The 17526-nt window shown below is 68.7% G+C and carries 18 protein-coding genes, 1 pseudogene and 1 riboswitch; of the genes and pseudogenes, 9 read left to right on the plus strand and 10 right to left on the minus strand.

The window, feature by feature from the left end; translation table 11 throughout:
* Positions 1-90: 90 nt before the first annotated feature.
* Positions 91-540 (minus strand): SdpI family protein, encoded by a 450-nt coding sequence (locus B9Y70_RS04695; protein ID WP_085549091.1) that lies wholly within the window; start codon positions 538-540, stop codon positions 91-93.
* 45 nt (positions 541-585) lie between these two features.
* On the opposite strand from B9Y70_RS04695, the gene B9Y70_RS04700 reads away from it, so the two are divergent.
* The gene (locus B9Y70_RS04700) at positions 586-1815 is read left to right on the plus strand and encodes a dicarboxylate/amino acid:cation symporter (protein ID WP_085549092.1); all 1230 of its coding nucleotides are present in this window, start codon (positions 586-588) and stop codon (positions 1813-1815) included.
* Positions 1816-1828: 13 nt separating this feature from the next.
* Here the strand turns inward: B9Y70_RS04700 and B9Y70_RS04705 are convergent, their stop codons facing one another.
* The gene (locus B9Y70_RS04705; protein ID WP_085549093.1) at positions 1829-2188 is read right to left on the minus strand and encodes a hypothetical protein; all 360 of its coding nucleotides are present in this window, start codon (positions 2186-2188) and stop codon (positions 1829-1831) included.
* A 14-nt stretch (positions 2189-2202) separates the two neighbouring features.
* Positions 2203-2320, minus strand: a riboswitch (SAM riboswitch).
* A gap of 36 nt (positions 2321-2356) precedes the next feature.
* Positions 2357-3673 carry an MFS transporter gene (locus B9Y70_RS04710; protein WP_085549161.1) on the minus strand — a complete coding sequence of 439 codons (1317 nt, stop codon included), beginning with the start codon at positions 3671-3673 and terminating at the stop codon, positions 2357-2359.
* Positions 3674-3698: 25 nt separating this feature from the next.
* On the opposite strand from B9Y70_RS04710, the pseudogene B9Y70_RS13215 reads away from it, so the two are divergent.
* Positions 3699-3890, plus strand: a pseudogene (locus tag B9Y70_RS13215) (Rieske (2Fe-2S) protein); the annotation flags it as partial.
* Here the strand turns inward: B9Y70_RS13215 and B9Y70_RS04720 are convergent.
* Positions 3865-4347, minus strand: a complete 483-nt coding sequence (locus tag B9Y70_RS04720) for a YbaN family protein (protein ID WP_085549094.1) — start codon at positions 4345-4347, stop codon at positions 3865-3867. The pseudogene B9Y70_RS13215 and the gene B9Y70_RS04720 sit on opposite strands and share 26 nt — an antisense overlap.
* Positions 4348-4369: 22 nt before the next feature.
* Between B9Y70_RS04720 and B9Y70_RS04725 the strand changes: the two genes are divergently transcribed.
* Entirely contained in the window at positions 4370-6217 is a 1848-nt protein-coding gene (locus B9Y70_RS04725) for a sialidase family protein (RefSeq protein WP_085549095.1), read from the plus strand.
* Here B9Y70_RS04725 and B9Y70_RS04730 read toward each other — a convergent pair.
* A complete protein-coding gene (locus B9Y70_RS04730; protein ID WP_085549096.1) occupies positions 6180-6848 on the minus strand; it encodes an MOSC domain-containing protein in 669 nt (222 codons plus the stop codon). The two genes, B9Y70_RS04725 and B9Y70_RS04730, sit on opposite strands and share 38 nt — an antisense overlap.
* A 23-nt stretch (positions 6849-6871) precedes the next feature.
* Between B9Y70_RS04730 and B9Y70_RS04735 the strand changes: the two genes are divergently transcribed.
* The 3 genes from B9Y70_RS04735 to B9Y70_RS04745 are packed head-to-tail and all read left to right on the plus strand — an operon-like array spanning position 6872 to position 11399.
* Positions 6872-7066, plus strand: coding sequence for a DUF4177 domain-containing protein (locus B9Y70_RS04735; RefSeq protein ID WP_085549097.1), 195 nt, complete (start codon positions 6872-6874; stop codon positions 7064-7066).
* Between the two features lie 39 nt (positions 7067-7105).
* Entirely contained in the window at positions 7106-9943 is a 2838-nt protein-coding gene (gene leuS, locus B9Y70_RS04740; protein WP_085549098.1) for a leucine--tRNA ligase, read from the plus strand.
* A 4-nt stretch (positions 9944-9947) separates the two neighbouring features.
* Positions 9948-11399: a thiamine pyrophosphate-binding protein gene (locus B9Y70_RS04745; protein ID WP_085549099.1), complete on the plus strand. Its 1452-nt coding sequence runs from the start codon at positions 9948-9950 to the stop codon at positions 11397-11399.
* An 18-nt stretch (positions 11400-11417) separates the two neighbouring features.
* On the opposite strand, the gene B9Y70_RS04750 is transcribed toward B9Y70_RS04745, so the two are convergent.
* Positions 11418-12671: an HNH endonuclease gene (locus tag B9Y70_RS04750; RefSeq protein WP_159449780.1), complete on the minus strand. Its 1254-nt coding sequence runs from the start codon at positions 12669-12671 to the stop codon at positions 11418-11420.
* Between the two features lie 277 nt (positions 12672-12948).
* Here B9Y70_RS04750 and B9Y70_RS04755 point away from each other — a divergent pair, with 277 nt between their 5' ends.
* The gene (locus B9Y70_RS04755; RefSeq protein WP_085549101.1) at positions 12949-14187 is read left to right on the plus strand and encodes a TsoY family (seleno)protein; all 1239 of its coding nucleotides are present in this window, start codon (positions 12949-12951) and stop codon (positions 14185-14187) included.
* 6 nt (positions 14188-14193) lie between these two features.
* Here B9Y70_RS04755 and B9Y70_RS04760 read toward each other — a convergent pair whose 3' ends face one another.
* A complete protein-coding gene (locus B9Y70_RS04760; protein ID WP_085549102.1) occupies positions 14194-14682 on the minus strand; it encodes a TspO/MBR family protein in 489 nt (162 codons plus the stop codon).
* 20 nt (positions 14683-14702) lie between these two features.
* Positions 14703-15644: an MDR family oxidoreductase gene (locus B9Y70_RS04765; protein WP_085549103.1), complete on the minus strand. Its 942-nt coding sequence runs from the start codon at positions 15642-15644 to the stop codon at positions 14703-14705.
* A 27-nt stretch (positions 15645-15671) separates the two neighbouring features.
* On the opposite strand from B9Y70_RS04765, the gene B9Y70_RS04770 reads away from it, so the two are divergent.
* Positions 15672-16187 carry a VanZ family protein gene (locus B9Y70_RS04770; RefSeq protein ID WP_240309132.1) on the plus strand — a complete coding sequence of 172 codons (516 nt, stop codon included), beginning with the start codon at positions 15672-15674 and terminating at the stop codon, positions 16185-16187.
* A 39-nt stretch (positions 16188-16226) separates the two neighbouring features.
* The gene (locus B9Y70_RS04775) at positions 16227-16574 is read left to right on the plus strand and encodes a cupin domain-containing protein (RefSeq protein ID WP_085549105.1); all 348 of its coding nucleotides are present in this window, start codon (positions 16227-16229) and stop codon (positions 16572-16574) included.
* Positions 16575-16604: 30 nt separating this feature from the next.
* On the opposite strand, the gene B9Y70_RS04780 is transcribed toward B9Y70_RS04775, so the two are convergent.
* Together B9Y70_RS04780 and B9Y70_RS04785 are read right to left on the minus strand one after the other, a co-directional pair.
* Complete coding sequence (locus B9Y70_RS04780; RefSeq protein ID WP_143337522.1) at positions 16605-17060, minus strand: hypothetical protein; 456 nt, start codon at positions 17058-17060, stop codon at positions 16605-16607.
* A 5-nt stretch (positions 17061-17065) separates the two neighbouring features.
* A complete protein-coding gene (locus B9Y70_RS04785; RefSeq protein WP_085549107.1) occupies positions 17066-17500 on the minus strand; it encodes a hypothetical protein in 435 nt (144 codons plus the stop codon).
* Between the last annotated feature and the right edge of the window lie 26 nt (positions 17501-17526).

The raw sequence follows: 17526 nt of genomic DNA on the forward strand, positions 1-17526 counted from the left end.
AGACGTGGCACGCCGTTACGCGCGCCACCACCACTGGGTGTTCGTCATGTTCTTCACAAGAGGAAACGTTAACCCCGTGAGGAGGTCATGTCAATTTTTATCGGCCTCGCTGGCGGCCCTGCGCAGCGCGGCGACATCCACCGCCGGGGTCTCGGCCGGGGCACCGCAGTTGCAGTCCTGCCCGCAGCCGCCCTGCTCGTCGTCCGCGGGGGCGTCGATAAGCGAGGCGGTGCGGGCACCGACGTTGGCGCCGAGGGAGACGGCGACGAGCGCGATGATGACGGTGAGGGCGGTGAACACCCACATCCAGCCGCCGGAGGCGAAGCCCAGCAGCCCGCCGAAGAGCAGCGCCACCCCGCCGAACGTCCAGATCGGGCCAGCGGCGGCGTGCGCGGACTCCCACGCCTCCTGCGACTTCCGCACCTCGGGCACGCGCAGGCCGAAGACGGAGTTGCCCGGCAGCTTCCTCGTCCACGACAGCACACCGAAGAGAATGAGCGCGACGGCGAGAACCATGAGGGCGATGGCGAGGAAAGTCATGAGGCTGAGTCTATCCCCCGCACCACTTGGCGGTACATTTCGGTCATGGACCTCAAGCGCCTCTCCTCCTCGCTGCTGTTCCGGGTGATCGTCGCGATCATCCTGGGCATCATCTGCAGCCTCTTCTTCCCTGACTGGCTGGCCCGCGTCTTCGTGACCTTCAACAGCCTCTTCGGCGGGTTCCTGGGCTTCTTCGTCCCGGTGCTCATCTTCGCGCTCATCACTCCGGCCATCGCCGGCCTGGGGCGCGGGGCCGGCAAGTGGCTGGGCATCACCACCGGCATCGCCTACCTGTCGACGATCCTCTCCGGCCTCCTCGCCTACGCCGTGTCCCTGGCGGTCTACCCGTGGCTGCTCGCCGACCAGGGTGACGTCGCCGTCTCCGACATCGACGAGGGTGGCCTGGCCCCCTACTTCGCCATCGAGATCACCCCGCCCTTCGAGGTGCTCACCGCCCTGCTGCTCGCCTTCGCCGTCGGCCTGGCGATGACCACCGTGAAGTCCGACACCCTGTACAAGGGCTCCCGCGACCTCGAGCGCGTGGTGATGAAGGTGATCACCGCGTTCATCATCCCGCTGCTGCCGGTGTTCATCTTCGGCATGTTCCTGTCCCTGGGCATGAACGGCAACCTCATGGACACGATGATCGCGTTCGGCAAGGTGCTCGCCCTGTCCGTCGGCATGACCTTCGTCTACCTGGCCTTCCAGTACGGAGTCGCCGGTGCCGTCGCGGGGCAGAACCCCTTCGTGGCGTTCAGGAACATGCTGCCCGCCTACGCCACCGCGCTGGGCACCTCCTCCTCCGCCGCGACCATCCCGGTGACCTACGCCTCCACGCTGAAGAACCGCGTCGAGGTCAACGTCGCCGGCTTCGTCATCCCGCTGTGCGCCACCATCCACCTGGCGGGCTCGATGATGAAGATCGGCCTGTACGCCTTCGCCATCGTGTTCATGTCCGGCCTCGACGTCTCCCCCGGCCTGGCCGTCGGCTTCATCCTCATGCTGGGCGTGACCATGATCGCCGCGCCGGGTGTGCCGGGTGGCGCGATCATGGCGGCGGTCGGCCTGCTGTCGTCCATGCTGGGCTTCTCCGACGACCAGGTGGCGCTCATGATCGCCGCCTACATCGCCGTCGACTCCTTCGGCACGGCGGCCAACGTCACCGGTGACGGCGCGATCGCGATGATCGTCAACAAGTTCGCCAGGGGGAAGATCCCGGCCCGCGAATCCGGGGACGAGCAGGAGGGGCTCGAGGCCGCCATCACCGGCGAGTGACGCCGCAGACGTCTCAGATGTAGTTGAGCGGGGGGTGGTCGGTGATGTGGCACTCGCTGGGGCCGTCCGGGTCGCCGTAGAGGTCGACGGTCCAGCCGCCGCGCCCGATGCGCAGCAGCTTGACCGAGGTGAAGTACAGCGCGATCTCACCGGTGTTGCTCGACTGCCCCGCGACGGCCCGGTCGTGGAACTCCCGGACCACCTCCGGATCGTGGTTCCACACCCGGTGGACGGCGCCGTCCATCTCGTAGATGAGCCAGTTCCCCTCGTATCCGAGGACGTGGATCTGCTTGATCTCGCCGGGCCGGCGGGCTGTCAGCCCGGCCTGAATGTAGTGGACGCTGTGCCCGGGGGCATAGGACGTGCATGGCATCGGAGTATCTCCTTGTGTCGCAGTTTCCCGTCGCGGTCGCGAGGCGGGCCGATCTTCCCCTGCGGGCACCGTTGTGCGGACACGGTTGCCAGTCAGCCGGTCAGGGGACCGTGGTGGCTGAGCTTCTGGATCGTGGTGCCGATGATAGCACCGACTAGACCAAGCTGTCTACCTGCTCAGGGTGAAGTGGCGTTCCGCCTGCTCGGCCTCATGCTCCGGGCCCAGCGGGATGCCGGTGCGGTCGCGCAGGGAGGCCGCCGCCAGCAGCCCGATGAACGTGGCCACGAGGAGGTAGGCGGTGACACCGACCGTGGAGCCGGTCGCCTGCACCACGGCAGCCGCGATGGTCGGCGCGAAGGCACCGCCCAGGATGGAGCCCAGCGCGTAGGTGATCGAGGCCCCCGAGCCGCGTACCGACGCCGGGAACAGCTCCGCGTACAACGCCGCCTGCTGGCCGTACGTCACGCCCAGACCCACGCCGAGCAGCAGCATCGCCGGCCACAGCAGCCCGTTCTGCACCAGCGGGAACAGGGCCGCCGCCGCGACGGCCTGGATGAGGAAGCCCACGAGGTAGGTGTTCCGCCGCCCGATGCGGTCGGAGATCCCGCCCGCCAGCACGCCCGAGATGAGCCACGTGACGGCCGCGCCGGTGACCGCCCACAGCACCGCACCCCGGTCCATGCCGAGGTCGTTGACGGCCCAGCTCTGCACGTAGCCACCGGCGATCATGTAGCCGACGACCCCGTTGCCCGCGAAGACGAGCGCGCCGACGAACACCACCGGGAAGTAGTTGCGCAGCAGCTCCCCCAGCGGGTTGGCCCGCTTCTGCTCGGCGATCTGGGCCATCTCCGTGAACACCGGCGACTCGTCCACGCCGGAGCGGATCCAGAAGCCGAGGATCATCAGGCCGATGGAGAGCAGGAACGGGATGCGCCAGCCCCATTCGATGAAGGCGTCGCCCGGCGCGATCATGCTCATGAGCGCCAGCATGCCCGACGACAGCAGGAGCCCGGCGGGTGCACCGGCCTGCGGTCCCGCCCCGAACAGACCCCGCTTCTCGACGGGCGCGTGTTCCACCGCCAGCAGCACCGCCGAGCCCCACTCGCCTCCGGCGGAGATGCCCTGGATGATGCGGAAGAGGATGAGCAGCAGCGGGGCCGCGATGCCGATCGTCTCGTAGGTGGGCACCAGGCCGATGAGGGTCGTCGCCCCGCCCATGGCCAGGAGTGTCACCATGAGGACGACGCGGCGGCCGAGGACGTCGGAGAAGTGCCCCGCCAGTACCGCGCCGAGCGGGCGGAAGAGGAACGACAGACCGACGGACAGGAAGCTGACGATGGTCGCCAGACCCGGATCGAGGTCACCGAACATGACCTTGTTGAACACCAGCCCGGCGACGGCGGCGTAAAGGAAAAAGTCATACCACTCGATGGCGGTTCCGATGGTCGTGGCGGCCACGACCCGGCGGTCATCTCGTCTCTGCATGAGCAAGAACACTACCGTGGGTCACATGCAGGAACTTGCCTATGTGGACGATATCGCCCCCGGTTCCACCCGACCTCTCGACGACGGCCTCCTCCTCGTCCGCGACCTCGCGGGTGACTTCCACCTCATCGAGGACCGCTGCCCCCACGTCGGCTGGTCACTGGCGACGGGCACGCTGCACGAGGACGCCGTCATCGAGTGTCCGCTGCACCACGGCCTGTGGTGTCTGCGGACGGGTGATCCGCAGCGTTATCCGGCGCGGGTGCCGATGACGGTGCATCCGGTGACGGTCCGGGACGGTCGGGTCTACCGTCTTCCCGCCGCAGAGTAGCGATGTGCACGGTCACACCCGCCGCGATGAGCGGCAGGATGACCGCCGGGATCGTGTACCCCGACCAGGCGAGGTAGCCCGCGGACAGTGCGATGGAGATCCACAGCGCCACGATGGTGCGCGTCTTGTGGGCCCGCGTCATCGTGTGGTTGTTGTAGTTGCTGATGTAGGTCCCCAGCACCCGGTGATTGACCAGGTAGCTGTGCAGGCGGGTCGAACTGCGGGCGAAGCAGAAGGCGCTGAGCAGGAGGAACGGAGTCGTCGGCAGGAGCGGCAGGAAGATGCCCAGCACGCCGAGCGCCAGGCTGACGCAGCCGACGACGACGAGCAGGGGCTTGAGCATGCCTCCACTCTAGGCTTGACCCATGAGCTGCACGATCCTCCTCGACTTCCGGGCGCGCGCGGACACCGTGCTTGTCGACGCCCCCTCCCTCACCCTCGCCCTCCGCCACGGCGCTCTGCTGCTCACCGCGCCGGGCGTGGAGCTCGACATGGAGGACACCGCTCCCCTCGCCGACGGCACGTGGCACAGCCTGGCCGTGATCACCGGGGACAACGGCACCCGCATCTTCGTCGACGGCTACCAGTGCTTCTCCGCCACCGCCGACGTCAGCCCCGGTGGTGCGGTGGAGGCGGGCCCCGCGGTGCGGGGGCTCGAGGTCGTCGAGGGGGAGCTGGGCGAGAGGGAGATCCTCGCCCGCGCCGTCACCCCGGTCCCGCTCATCGAGTTCGCCGCCGCCGAACTCGACCCCTACGACGTCGCCGAGGTGGCTGAGCTGACAACCGGCACCATCTTCCTCCGCTTCCGGGTGCGCGGCCCCGGCCAGCACGGCACGGTCCTCGCCGCCTTCGGGGACGGGGAGGAACGCCTCGCCGTCACCATCGACGCTGCGGGCCTGCACTACCGGGTGCTCACCCGCCGCGGCGTGTGGCGGGAGTTCAGCCTCCCCGGGCGTTTCGACGACGGCGAGTGGATCGACCTCGGCATCACCGTCGGGACCGGCGCCGTCGACCTCTTCCACTCCGGCTACCTCAACGCCCACCTGCCGGGGCGGGCCTTCTTCGCCGACACCGCCGGCCTCGACCGCATCGTCGTGGGACGACTGTGGGGCGAGGTCCGTGACGCCGCCATCTACCCCGCCCCCCTCAACGGCGCGCAGCTCAAACGCTTCAGTGGGGTGGCCCCGATCCACACGCGCTGCCTCTTCGACGTCGGTTACGAGGGGGCCGTCAGCTACCGCATCCCCTCCCTGCTCACCACCACCTCCGGCGTGGTTCTCGCGGGGGCCGATCAGCGCGTCACCATCCCCAACGACGCCCCCAACGACATCAACCTCGTCCTCCGCCGCTCCCTCGACGGCGGCGCCACGTGGGAACCGATGACCACCCTCGTCTCCTCACCGGGGGCCGCGGCCACCGATTCCGCGCTGGTGCAGGACCGGACCACCGGCCGCGTTCTCGCACTGTACGACCACTTCCCCGTCGGCATCGGGCAGCCCAACGCCGAACCCGGCCTCACGGGCGACACCTCCCACGTCCGGATACTGCACTCCGACGACGACGGCGCCACCTGGTCCCGCCCCCGCGACCTCAACCCGCAGCTCAAGACCGGGTCGATGGTCTTCCTCGGTGTCTCCCCCGGCAACGGCATCCAGCTTCGCGACGGCCGCCTGCTCGTCCCCGTCTACTACAACACCGTCGCCGACCGCGAGCACTTCTCCAGCGCTGTCGCCTACTCCGTCGACGGCGGCGACACCTGGACCCTCGGCGGCTCCCCCACCGGAGGGGTCTCCACCTACGAGTCCACCGTCGTCGAGCGTGCCGACGGCTCCCTCCTGCTGCTCATGCGCAACCAGGCCGAGGAGGGGTGCGTGGCGGCGTCGACAAGCACCGACCGCGGGGAGACCTTCGGCGACATCCACTTCCTCGCGGACGTGCCCGAGATCTTCTCCCAGCCCAACGCCATCCGCTTCCACGATCGGCTCGTGTTCGCCAACGCCTCCCAGCTGCTGCCCTACCGCGGGCGCGGCGTGCTGCGCATGAGCCTCGACGACGGTGCCACCTGGCCCGTCGCCCGCACCTTCAACCCGAAGCACTACGTCTACCAGTGCATGACCCAGCTTCCCGACGGCACCCTCGGCCTCCTCTGGGAACGCGAGACCCAGGGCCTCTACTTCACCCGTCTGCCCCGGGAGTGGTTCCCACGAGTGTGACCATCCGCTCGTGGTACATCGGCGGGAGGCACCCGGCCTCGACGATGCGGGCCGCCGCCCCCTTGTCGCCCTGCGCGCCGCGGAAGGCGGTGAGCATGGTGATGTCGTGGGCGGGGGCGTCGAGAAGCACGATCTCATCGCCGGCGCTGATCCGGCCCGGGACCACGACGCGGAAGTACGCGCCGCACCGGCCGCGTTCGCTGAACGTGCGCACCCAGCCCTTCTCCTGCAGCCAGCCGGCGAACGTGCGGCACGGCTGCCGCGGGATCGACACCTCCAGCTCGGCATCGCCGATGCGCACCCGCTGGTTGATGAGCAGCCCCGCCAGATCCACACCCTGCGTGGTGAGGTTCTCCCCGAAACTGCCGTCCGGCAGGCCGCGGCCCAGGCGCTTCTCCCAGTGGTCGAGCTCCTCGCGGGCGAAGGCGTAGACCGCCTTCTGCGCCCCACCGTGATGCTGGGTGTCCCCCACGGTGTCACCGACGACACCCGGGCCCTCGCCGTACGAGGGACCCGGGGTGAACACGTCGATGAAGGGCTCCGGCTGCTTGTCGATACCGCTCACCCGGGGCGCCCCACCCGGGTCCGGGCGTGGCACGGCGAGGTTGGTCGACACGACGATGGCGTTCATGCGGCCAGTCTAGGCTGGGACCCATGGAGTACAAGGTGGTCGAGATCCGGGAGGGCCTCATCGGAGGCAAACTCTCGGGCAAGAAGCTGGAGAAGATCCTCAACGAACACGCCCGCGAAGGCTGGCTGTACAAGTCCATGACGGCGGTCGACGTCAAGGGCCGCGTCGGGCCGGGAGGTGTCGACGGGCTCATCGTCGTCTTCGAGCGCCCGGCCTGAACCATGTGAAGCGCGCCGGGCCTACTACACTGCTTAACCATGACGAACCCGAGCGATTCCACCCCCGCGTTCCGCTACACCCCGCAGCTGGCCAACCAGATCGAGCGCAGCTGGCAGCAGTACTGGGTGGACAACGGAACCTTCAACGCCCCGAACCCGGTCGGCGACCTCGCGCCCGCCGACGGTCAGGCGCTGCCGGAGGACAAGCTCTTCGTCCAGGACATGTTCCCCTACCCCTCCGGTGCCGGCCTGCACGTCGGTCACCCGCTGGGCTACATCGCGACGGACGTCTACGCGCGTTTCCACCGCATGATGGGCAAGAACGTCCTGCACACCCTCGGTTACGACGCCTTCGGCCTGCCCGCCGAGCAGTACGCCATCCAGACCGGCACGCACCCGCGCACCACGACGATGGCGAACATCGAGAACATGCGTCGCCAGCTCGACGCCCTCGGCCTGGGCCACGACCGCCGTCGCTCCATCGCCACCACCGACCCGGAGTACTACCGCTGGACCCAGTGGATCTTCCTCAAGATCTACAACTCCTGGTTCGACGAGGCACAGCAGAAGGCCCGCCCGATCGAGGAGCTGTACCCGCTGCTCGAGTCCGGCGAGCTGTCCACGAAGGACGGTCGCGCCTACGGTGAGCTGAGCGACGTCGAGAAGCGCGAGGCCGTCGACGCCTTCCGCCTCGTCTACCGTTCGAACTCCATGGTCAACTGGTGCCCCGGCCTGGGCACCGTGCTGGCGAACGAGGAGGTCACCGCCGACGGCAAGTCCGAGCGCGGTAACTTCCCCGTCTTCCGCAAGAACCTCTCCCAGTGGATGATGCGCATCACCGCGTACTCCGACCGCCTCATCGACGATCTCGAGCTGCTCGACTGGCCGGAGAAGGTCAAGTCCATGCAGCGCAACTGGATCGGCCGTTCCCGCGGCGCGGAGGTCGACTTCGACGCCTCCGGCCACACCATCCGCGTGTTCACCACCCGCCCCGACACCCTCTTCGGTGCCTCCTACATGGTGCTCGCCCCCGAGCACGAGCTTGTCGACGCCCTCGTCGCCGACTCCTTCCCCGCAGGCACCGACGAGCGCTGGACCTACGGTGCCGCCACCCCGGCCGAGGCCGTGGAGGCCTACCGCCGCGCCATCGCCGCCAAGTCCGACGTCGAGCGTCAGGAGAACAAGGACAAGACCGGCGTCTTCCTGGGCACCTACGCCACGAACCCGGTCAACGGCGCGCAGATCCCGGTGTTCATCGCCGACTACGTCCTCACCGGCTACGGCACCGGCGCCATCATGGCCGTCCCGGCCCACGACGACCGCGACTACGAGTTCGCCACCGTCTTCGGCCTGCCCATCCTCGAGGTCGTCGCCGGCGGCAACATCGCCGAGGCCGCCTGGACCGGCGACGGCACCCTGGTGAACTCCGCCAACCAGGAGGGCCTGGACATCAACGGTCTGAACAAGGCCGACGCCATCGAGCGCACCATCGCCTGGCTCGTCGCCGAGGACAAGGGCGTCGAGAAGATCCAGTACAAGCTGCGCGACTGGCTGTTCGCCCGCCAGCGCTACTGGGGCGAGCCCTTCCCCATCGTCTACTCCCAGGACGGCACCGCGCACGCCCTGCCCGAGGAGATGCTGCCCATCGAACTGCCCGAGGTGGAGGACTACAAGCCGGTCTCCTTCGACCCGGACGACGCCGACTCCGAGCCGCAGCCCCCGTTGGCCAAGGCGAAGGAGTGGGTCGAGGTCGAACTCGACCTCGGCGACGGCCCGCAGACCTACATTCGTGACACCAACGTCATGCCGCAGTGGGCCGGTTCCTCCTGGTACCAGCTGCGCTACATCGACCCCACCAACTCGGAAGCCCTGGTGGACATCGAGAACGAGCGCTACTGGACGGGCCCGCAGTTCGACGGTGACTGCGGCGGCGTCGACCTCTACGTCGGCGGTGTCGAGCACGCCGTGCTGCACCTGCTGTACTCCCGTTTCTGGCACAAGGTCCTCTTCGACCTGGGCTACGTCACCTCCGTCGAGCCGTACCGCCGCCTGTACAACCAGGGCTACATCCAGGCCTACGCCTACACCGACGCCCGCGGCGTCTACGTCCCGGCCGAGGAGGTCGTGGAGAAGGACGGGAAGTTCTTCTACGGCGACGAGGAGGTCACCCAGGAGTACGGCAAGATGGGCAAGTCCCTGAAGAACGCCGTCGCCCCGGACGACATCTGCGACAACTACGGCGCCGACACCCTCCGTGTCTACGAGATGTCCATGGGTCCGCTCGACACCTCCCGCCCGTGGGCGACGAAGGACGTCGTCGGTGCGCAGCGTTTCCTGCAGCGCCTGTGGCGCCTGGTGGTCAGCGAGGAGACCGGTGACGCCCTCACCGAGCAGCTCGAGCTGACCGACGAGGACAACAAGCAGCTCCACCGCACCATCGAGGGCGTGCGCGACGACTACGACAACCTGCGCGTCAACACCGTCGTCGCCAAGCTCATCGAGTACGTCAACTACCTCACCAAGACCTACCCCGACGCCGTGCCCACCGCCGCCGTCGAGCCGCTGGTCATCATGGTCGCCCCCGTCGCCCCGCACATCGCGGAGGAGCTGTGGAAGCGCCTCGGTCACACCGGCACCGTGGCGTTCGAGGACTTCCCGACCTACGACGAGAAGTGGCTGGTCGACGACGAGATCGAGCTGCCCGTCCAGATCAACGGCAAGGTCCGCGCCCGCGTCATGGTCCCGGCCGATGCCCCGCAGGAGGCGGTCATCGCCCGCGTCCTCGAGGAGCCGCGCATCGCGTCGGCTGTGGAGGGCAAGAACCTCATCAAGCAGATCGTGGTGCCCGGCAGGATGGTCAACCTCGTGGTGAAGTAGGACCATGCAGCAGGTCGCGCGGGCGGTGGCAGCCGCCACCGACACGGTTTTCGGACTCATGGGCAACGGCAATGCCGCCCTGATCCGGGAGCTCGCCGACCTCGGCATCGACCTCATCACGGTGCGGCACGAGGCCGCCGCCGTCGCGGCCGCCGACGCCTTCCAGCGGGCGACGGGTCGCCTCGCGGTGGCCACCACCACGTACGGCCCGGGGTTCACCAACGCCCTGACCCCGCTCATCGACGCCGCCCTCTCCCGCTCCCCGCTTCTCCTCCTCGCCGGCAGCACCGCCGGCGTCGACCACGGGGCACTCGTTGCAGCATGCGGGGTGCACGTCGAGCAGGACGTCGACGCGGCGGTGGAGTATGCGCTGCGGGAGAGCGCACCCGTCGTCGTCTTCCTGCCTTTCCGGAAGCCGGCACCGGCCGCCGACCACGGCGATGCCGCGCGCCGCCTCGAGGACGCCGAGCAGCCCCTCATCCTCGCCGGCCGCGGTGCGGTGGGCATGCGGGACGAGGTGGTGGCGCTGGCGCAGTCACTCGGTGCCGACGTGGCCACCACCGCCCCCGCCAAGGGTTTCTTCCACGGCCTCGAGGGCGTGCGTGACCTGGGGATCTGCGGTGGATTCGCGGCCTCGGCGGCGCGTCTGGAGATGCGCTCGGCGGACGTCGTTCTCGTCGTGGGGGCCTCGCTCAACCGCTTCACCCTCATGCACTCCTTCCGCACGGACGCCCACGTCATCCAGCTCGACCCCCACGCCCCGACCTCCCCGCGGGTGGACACCGTGATCACGGAGCTGCCGGTGGTGGACGGGGGCGTCGGCAGGCCACGGGCACCGGTGCGCATCACGCACACCCCGGGCGAGGGTCTGTGCGCGGACGGGCGACTGGACCCGCGCAGCCTGTTCACCCGGCTCGACGAGGTGCTGCCGGCGGAGAGGATCATCGTCACCGACGGCGGGCACTTCATCGCGTGGCCGTGCATGTACCTCGACGTCCCCGGCCCGGACCACCTCGTGCTGGTGGGGACGGGTTTCGAATCCATCGGCCTCGGTTTCGGCTCCGCCGTCGGCGTGGTCGAGGCGGCGGGCGGGCGGTTGACCGTGCTGGTCACCGGCGACGGCGGCGGCCTCATGGCGCTTGCCGACGCCGAGTCCGTCCTCCGCCGCGTCCAGGCCACCGGCGGGCGGTGCGTCATCGTGGTGGTCAACGACGCCGCATACGGTGCGGAAATCCACCAGTACGCCTGGCAGGGTGTGCCGGAGCAGGCGATGCTCATCCCGGAGGTCGACTTCACGGCCGTGCTCGGCGCGTTTGGAGCGCAGGGCAGCGTGGTGCGCACGCTGGAAGACCTCGCGGTGGTCGAGGACTGGTTGGCTTCGGGTGAGCCGGGGACGTGGGTACTGGACTGCCGGGTGTCGCGCACCGTGGTGGCTCCTTTCCTGGCCCGTGAATAGTGCGCAGCTGCGCACTGCTCAGGGCTTCTCATCTGCGTCGATGTCGTCGAAGGTGTCCTCGTGCTCCCAGATGTCGAGCAGACCCTCGTCGCCGCGCGGGACCGGCCCGTGGGTGTATCCGTCGGCGTGCTCGCCCAGCGCGAGGTCGCGCATCGGGGGCTGGTTGTTCACCGCGGTGTAGGTCTCCCCGCCGGGGAAGCGGAAGCGCAGCAGCGTCGGGTCCACCGCGTCGGGGACGATGACCAGCTCCCCGTTGGCGATCATCGCGTGGTGCACCGAGCACAGCGGGATGAGGTTGTCCGCGTCGGTGGTGCCGCCCGCTGCCCAGGGGACGATGTGGTGGAACTCCAGCCAACGGCCGTGGTCGCAGCCCGGAGTGGCGCATCGGTGGTTCCACCGTGTGAGCAGCGCCTTCTCCTGGGCGCGGTTGACGAAACGGGAGGCCCGTCCCAGGTGGAGGATGCGGCCGCCGGGGCCGTGGATCTGCACGGAGAGGAATCCGTTGATGATGCTGCGCAGCAGCGTGGTGCCGGGTGCGGCCGGCTGGCCGGGCAGGTGGGCGGTGTCATCGGTGCGGATGATGATGGAGACCTGGGCACCCGGGGCGGTGGTCTTCGCCTCCGGGTTGTGGCGGGCCAGGCGCAGCAGGCTCATGAACGAGCCCAGCAGGCTGGTGGACAGGGGCGCACCGAAGCGGGTGGTCGACGAGTCCGGGCCATCGGCCTTCTTCTCCCCGCCCATGGCCAGTTCCGCGGACTTGAGGGAGGCGAGGAACTCGGCCCCGTTCGCGGGATCGAGGGTCCCCCAGAAGCGCACCCCGCCGGTCTCCTTGTCCACGGCCACCGAGAGGCGGTTCTTCGCCTGCCGGGAGCGACCGTCAGCGCGCGGGCGGCCGGCGAGCAGGGTCTCCAGCTCCTGGAGGGTGTGGGTGCGGGCCAGGCGGACGAGCTCGACCTCGTTCTCGCGCGTCAGGTACGGCAGCAGGAAGCGCACCTTGGAGTAGTTGATGTCGCCGCTGGAGAAATAGTCGGTGAGCTCCGGAAACTCACGGAGCCTCCGGCCGACGCCGAGCTGTTCGTAGGCGGTGCGGCGGGACAGGTCCTGGGTGCGCATGAGCCAGGAGACGGTGCCTGCGGAGCCGCCGAGTCCGCGTTCGTCGAAGTCGGCGAGGTGGATGAGGAAGGCGGCCTTGTGGATGGTGAGGGCCCGGTGGGCGGAGCTGATGGTGGCGGTCAGTTGGCGGTCGGTGAGCTTGGCGATGGTGGCGAGCATGGTTCCCCCAGATGGTCGAATCATTGTTCGAACACGCTCACCGTATCAGTCGCCCCGGACACAACTCTGCCGCGAGATAAAGGCGCAGGTCGGAGGGGGTAAAGTGTGCGCAGCTGCGCACTCCTCCGTTTGTTCCGGGGTGTTCAACGGGCTGCTCGCTGGCGCTCCTGAAATAAACCCCCGGGGGTATCGACTTGTGCCGATCCGGCACCCTTGCTAACCTCTCGAACCGAGATACCCCCTGGGGTATGGATAAACCGTAGAAAGGCACAGCACTGTGATCCGGAACCTCGGCGAGAAGTACTCGCCCCTCTACTTCCTCGCCGCCCTCGGCTTCGGCGGCATGGCCGTCTTCTTCTTCATGGCGTTCATGCACATCACGCCGCACCCCGACACCCCGATGCCGACCTTCGAGTCCATCACCAGCGCCTACGCCAACGGCGACTCCTTCATGCGCACCATCATCATCGTCGGCTACGTCGGCATGATCGCCATGCTGGCCATCCACTTCACCCTCCTCGCCTGGAACTTCCGCGAGTTCAACGCCTTCAAGCACACCGAGGCGTACACGACCCTGAAGTCCACCAACGCCGAGGTCACCCTCATGGCCATCCCGCTCACCCTGGGCATGACCGTCAACGGCGCGTTCGTCGCGGCTCTGGCCCTCGTCCCGGGCCTGTGGGGCATCATCCAGTCCCTCATGCCGCTGGCTCTGCTCGCGTACGGTGCCGTCGGCGTCCTGGCCCTGGTCATCATGACCAACTACCTGCGCCGCATCATCGGCGGCGGCTTCTCCTTCGAGGCCAACGGCGGTCTCAACCAGCTGCTCGCCGCCTTCTCCATGGCGATGGTCGCCGTCGGTTTCGGTGCCCCCGCCGCCATGGCCACCAGCCCGTTCATCGTCCTGCTGGGCATCTTCGGTTCGATGCTCTTCGGCTTCATCTCGGTCCTGCTGTTCGGCGTCTTCCTCGTCGCCGGCGTCATGAGCATCATGCAGTACGGCCTCGCCCTGCCGAACTCCGCCACCCTGTGGCTGGCCGTCCCGATCCTCACCCTGTACTCCATCACCGTCCTGCGTGACCGCCACGGCATGCAGACGCTTATCGACGCCGGCGCGGCCGGTCCCCAGGACCACCCCCAGTCCTCGGTCGCCGTCCTGCTGTTCCTCAGCTTCATGATCCTGGCGCAGGTCGCCTTCCTGGGTCTCGGCTTCGTCGTCATGCGCTCCAACGGCTTCTTCCGGCGCTTCGTCACCAGCCGCGAGGAGACCTCCCCGGTCGCCTTCACCCTGGTCTGCCCAGGCGTCGGCCTGGCCGTCCTGTCGATGTTCTACATCAACACCGGCCTCATCCAGAACGGCCTCGTCGAGAAGTTCTCCGGCGTCTACTACGCCCTGCTGCTGGGCCCGGCTGCCGTCGCCGCCGTCACCCTGTGGCTGGCCTTCACCCTCTTCCGCAACCAGCTGTCCACCGCCAGCAAGTTCGCCCAGGAGCAGAAGGTCCTGGTCAACGCTTAGGTCGGCCTAACGGTTGAGATACCAGATGGTGCCCGTGAGCACCGTCGCAAACGCGGTCCACGCGGCGTACGGCACGAGCCATGCGCCGCGTCCGCGATTCACGGCCATGGAACGACGGGTGAGATCCGCCGATGAGGCGGCCAGCGCCGCGGCCTCGATGGTCGCTAGGCCGGGCTGCCTGCCACGGAAGAACAGCAGCGACCACCCGGCGTTGAGGGCGACGTTGGCGGCGAGGGCCTTCTTCAGGTCCTCGTACTCCGCGTTCCTCCCCTGCTCCTGCAGGTCGGCGAGACTCTGGCCCACGACGGCGGCCATGTCGGCGTAGAGCGCGGTCCACGCCACGGGGAACACCCAGCCCGGGGGCTGGAAGGAGGGCTTGCGCAGCCTGCGGTACCACCGGGACGTCGTGTCCGTGGCGGCGGAACCGAGCACCGCGTTGCCGATGACGCCCACCGTGGTGGCGCCGATGATCCGGGAACGATCCTGTGTAGTCATGTCCCCGAGCTTATAGGTTCTCAGGCGGTCTCAACCACGGTCCGGCCGCGGCGCTGCCCGTTCATGAGTTCCTCACCTGCGGAAACCACGTCGGACAACGATATGGTCGACGTGAGCCCTGTGAGGACATTGAGGTCGAGGGTGGCGTCGAGAAGCTCCCAGGCACGCTCGCGGACGAGGCGCGGGGCGTCGACCGAGTTGATGCCCACCAGCTTCACGCCGCGGAGGATGAACGGCAGGACGGTGGCCGGCAGGTCCGGGCCCTGCGCCAGCCCGCACGCGGTGACCGTGCCGCCCCACACCGTCTGCGCGCACGCGTTGACCAGGGTGTGCGAGCCCACGCAGTCGACCACACCCGCCCAGCGGGCCTTCTGCAGGGGGCGGCCCTTCTCGTCCTCGCGGCCGATCAGCGCGCCGGCCCCGAGGTCACGCAGCCAGTCGCCGTGCTCGGGGCGGCCCGTGGAGGCCACCACGTCGTAGCCGAGGCGGGCGAGCAGGTGCACCGCGATGGAACCCACACCGCCGGTGGCACCCGTGACCAGCACCTCACCGTCTGTCACACCCTGTTCACGCAGCGCCACGACGGACATGGCGGCGGTGAAGCCCGCGGTGCCGATGGCGGCGGCGTGCCAGGCGTCGAAACGCTCCGGAACGGGGATGGCGGCGTCGGCGGGGACGCGCTGCTGTGTGGTGTAACCACCGTGGCGGAACTCCCCCAGCCCGGCGCCGTTGACGGTCACCAGCCGGCCGCTCTCCGCGTCGGTGCCCACCACGTCGATGCCCGGGACCAGTGGGTCCACCCGCATGACGCCCTGGTCACCGCGCAGCGCCATCGCGTCCTTGTAGTTGAGGGAGGAATGGGAGACGTCGACGAGCATGTCGCCGTCGCCGAGGAACAGTTCCTCACGGAGTTCGGTGGTGACGCCATCGTCGGTACGCGTGACAAGCAGTGACTGGTTCATGGCACCACGCTAGCTATGTTGGGGACCATGCGCAGACTCACCTGGCTGGCCCTCGCCGTGTACTCCGCCGTGATGATCGCCCTGACCATGCTCAAGGCGTTCTACCAGATCGGATACCTGTGGGACCCGGCCGTCCACCGCTACCGTGAGCTGCGGCTCATCCCCTTCGAGGACCTCGTCAGCGCCGTCAGCTGGTTCGCCCCGCTCTTCGGTTACCTGGGCAACATCGCCTTCTTCGTCCCCTTCGGTGTGCTCGTGTACATGCTGCTTATCGACGTCCGCCGCACTGTAATCGTCGGCTTCCTCGCCTCCCTGGCCATCGAGGTCGCCCAGTACGTCTTCGCGCTCGGCTACTCGGACATCGATGACCTGCTCATGAACACCCTCGGGGCCTTCCTCGGTGCACTGGTGGCCCGGGCGTTCGGGCCGCGCTGGCACAAGGTGTGGATCGGCCTGGCGCTGGCGCTCGGCGTGGTCTTCGCGGTGCTCGTCGGCCTGGGGGAACGTCTGGGTGATCCGGACAAGGTCGTCGACGTCTACTAGGTAGGATCGGGACCACCGCCCACTGTGAGGAGAACCACCATGTCCATCGTCGACGACAAGGCCCGCCAGCTGCTCGAGAAGGCGTGCGCCGCCGACAACGGCCGCGCCGCCAAGATGCTGGTCAACGACGGCCCGCTCCGCCAGACCGTCATCGCCCTCAAGCAGGGCACCGAGCTCCAGGAGCACAACTCCCCTCCCGCCGCCTCCATCTTCCTGTTCACCGGCCAGGTCAAGGTCGCCGGGCAGGAGGAGACCACCATCGGTGCCGGTCAGCTGGTCACCCTCACCCATCAGCGGCATTCGGTGTCCGCACTGGAGGACTCCGTCTTCCTGCTCACCACCGTCACCAGCGTCGAGGGGCGGGAGTCGCACGGCGGCCAGTCCTGAGGCTGAACCCCGCGTCGAGACCGGCGACGATTAACCCCCGCACAGGGTGAGCTGCTGGAGGAGCCCGGCCGGGGCCCCGTCCGCGGTGACGGTCGCCTCGTCGAAGCACGGGTAGCCGGTGTACGTCGTGCCGTGCGGCTCGTAGGTCCGCCACTGGCCGGCTGCGGCCCGGTAGACGATGAGGTGATCCGTCTGGGCCTGCCCTGCACGCGCCCACGCCCCGTCACAGAACATGACCACGGGCTCGGTGAAGTCGATGCGGAAGGCATCCGCCGAGCAGTCGGCCCGGACGGGGGCCGCCACGGGGGTGTCGGTGACGGTCTCCGTGGTGGTCACCGTCGTGGTCGGCGGCGTCTCGGTCACGGTCTCCGTGGCGGTGACCTGCATGGTCGTGGTCTCCGGGGGTGATGGCTCAGACTCGCCCGCACACGCTCCCAGCAGCACCGCCGTCGTGAGGAGAGGAAGGGCGCGGGTGAGACTCGTCATGGTGATCACCCGCAGAGCGGGACCTGCCCGATGAGCTCGTCGGGGGCGCCGTCGGTACGCAGGGTCTCCTCGTCGTAGCAGGGCTGGGCCATGCCGGTCTGGGTCTCCCCGTGCGGCTGGTAGGCGACCCAGTTGCCGTGCGTGGCCTGGAAGACCATGCGCCAGTCCGTCTGGTTCTGGCCCGCGAACGCCCAGGTCCCGTCGCAGAACAGGACGGCCGGGTCATCGAACTCCCCCGCCGCGAACGCCGACGGCTCGCAGTCGGCGGTGCCCGGCTCCGGGGCGACCATGGCGGTCGAGGTCTCCACGGTCGTCTCCACCACCGTCTCCACGGTGGTCTCCGGCGTGGCGGCGGAATCAGTGTCGGAGTCGGAGCCGCAGGCGACCAACAGGGCGGACGCGGCGAGCAGGACGGCGCCTCGGCGAAGGACCAGGTTCATATGCATGGATTCTAGTCTGTGGTGGT

Origin of the sequence: Corynebacterium pollutisoli, assembly GCF_900177745.1 — a bacterium.
Lineage (GTDB): Bacteria > Actinomycetota > Actinomycetes > Mycobacteriales > Mycobacteriaceae > Corynebacterium > Corynebacterium pollutisoli.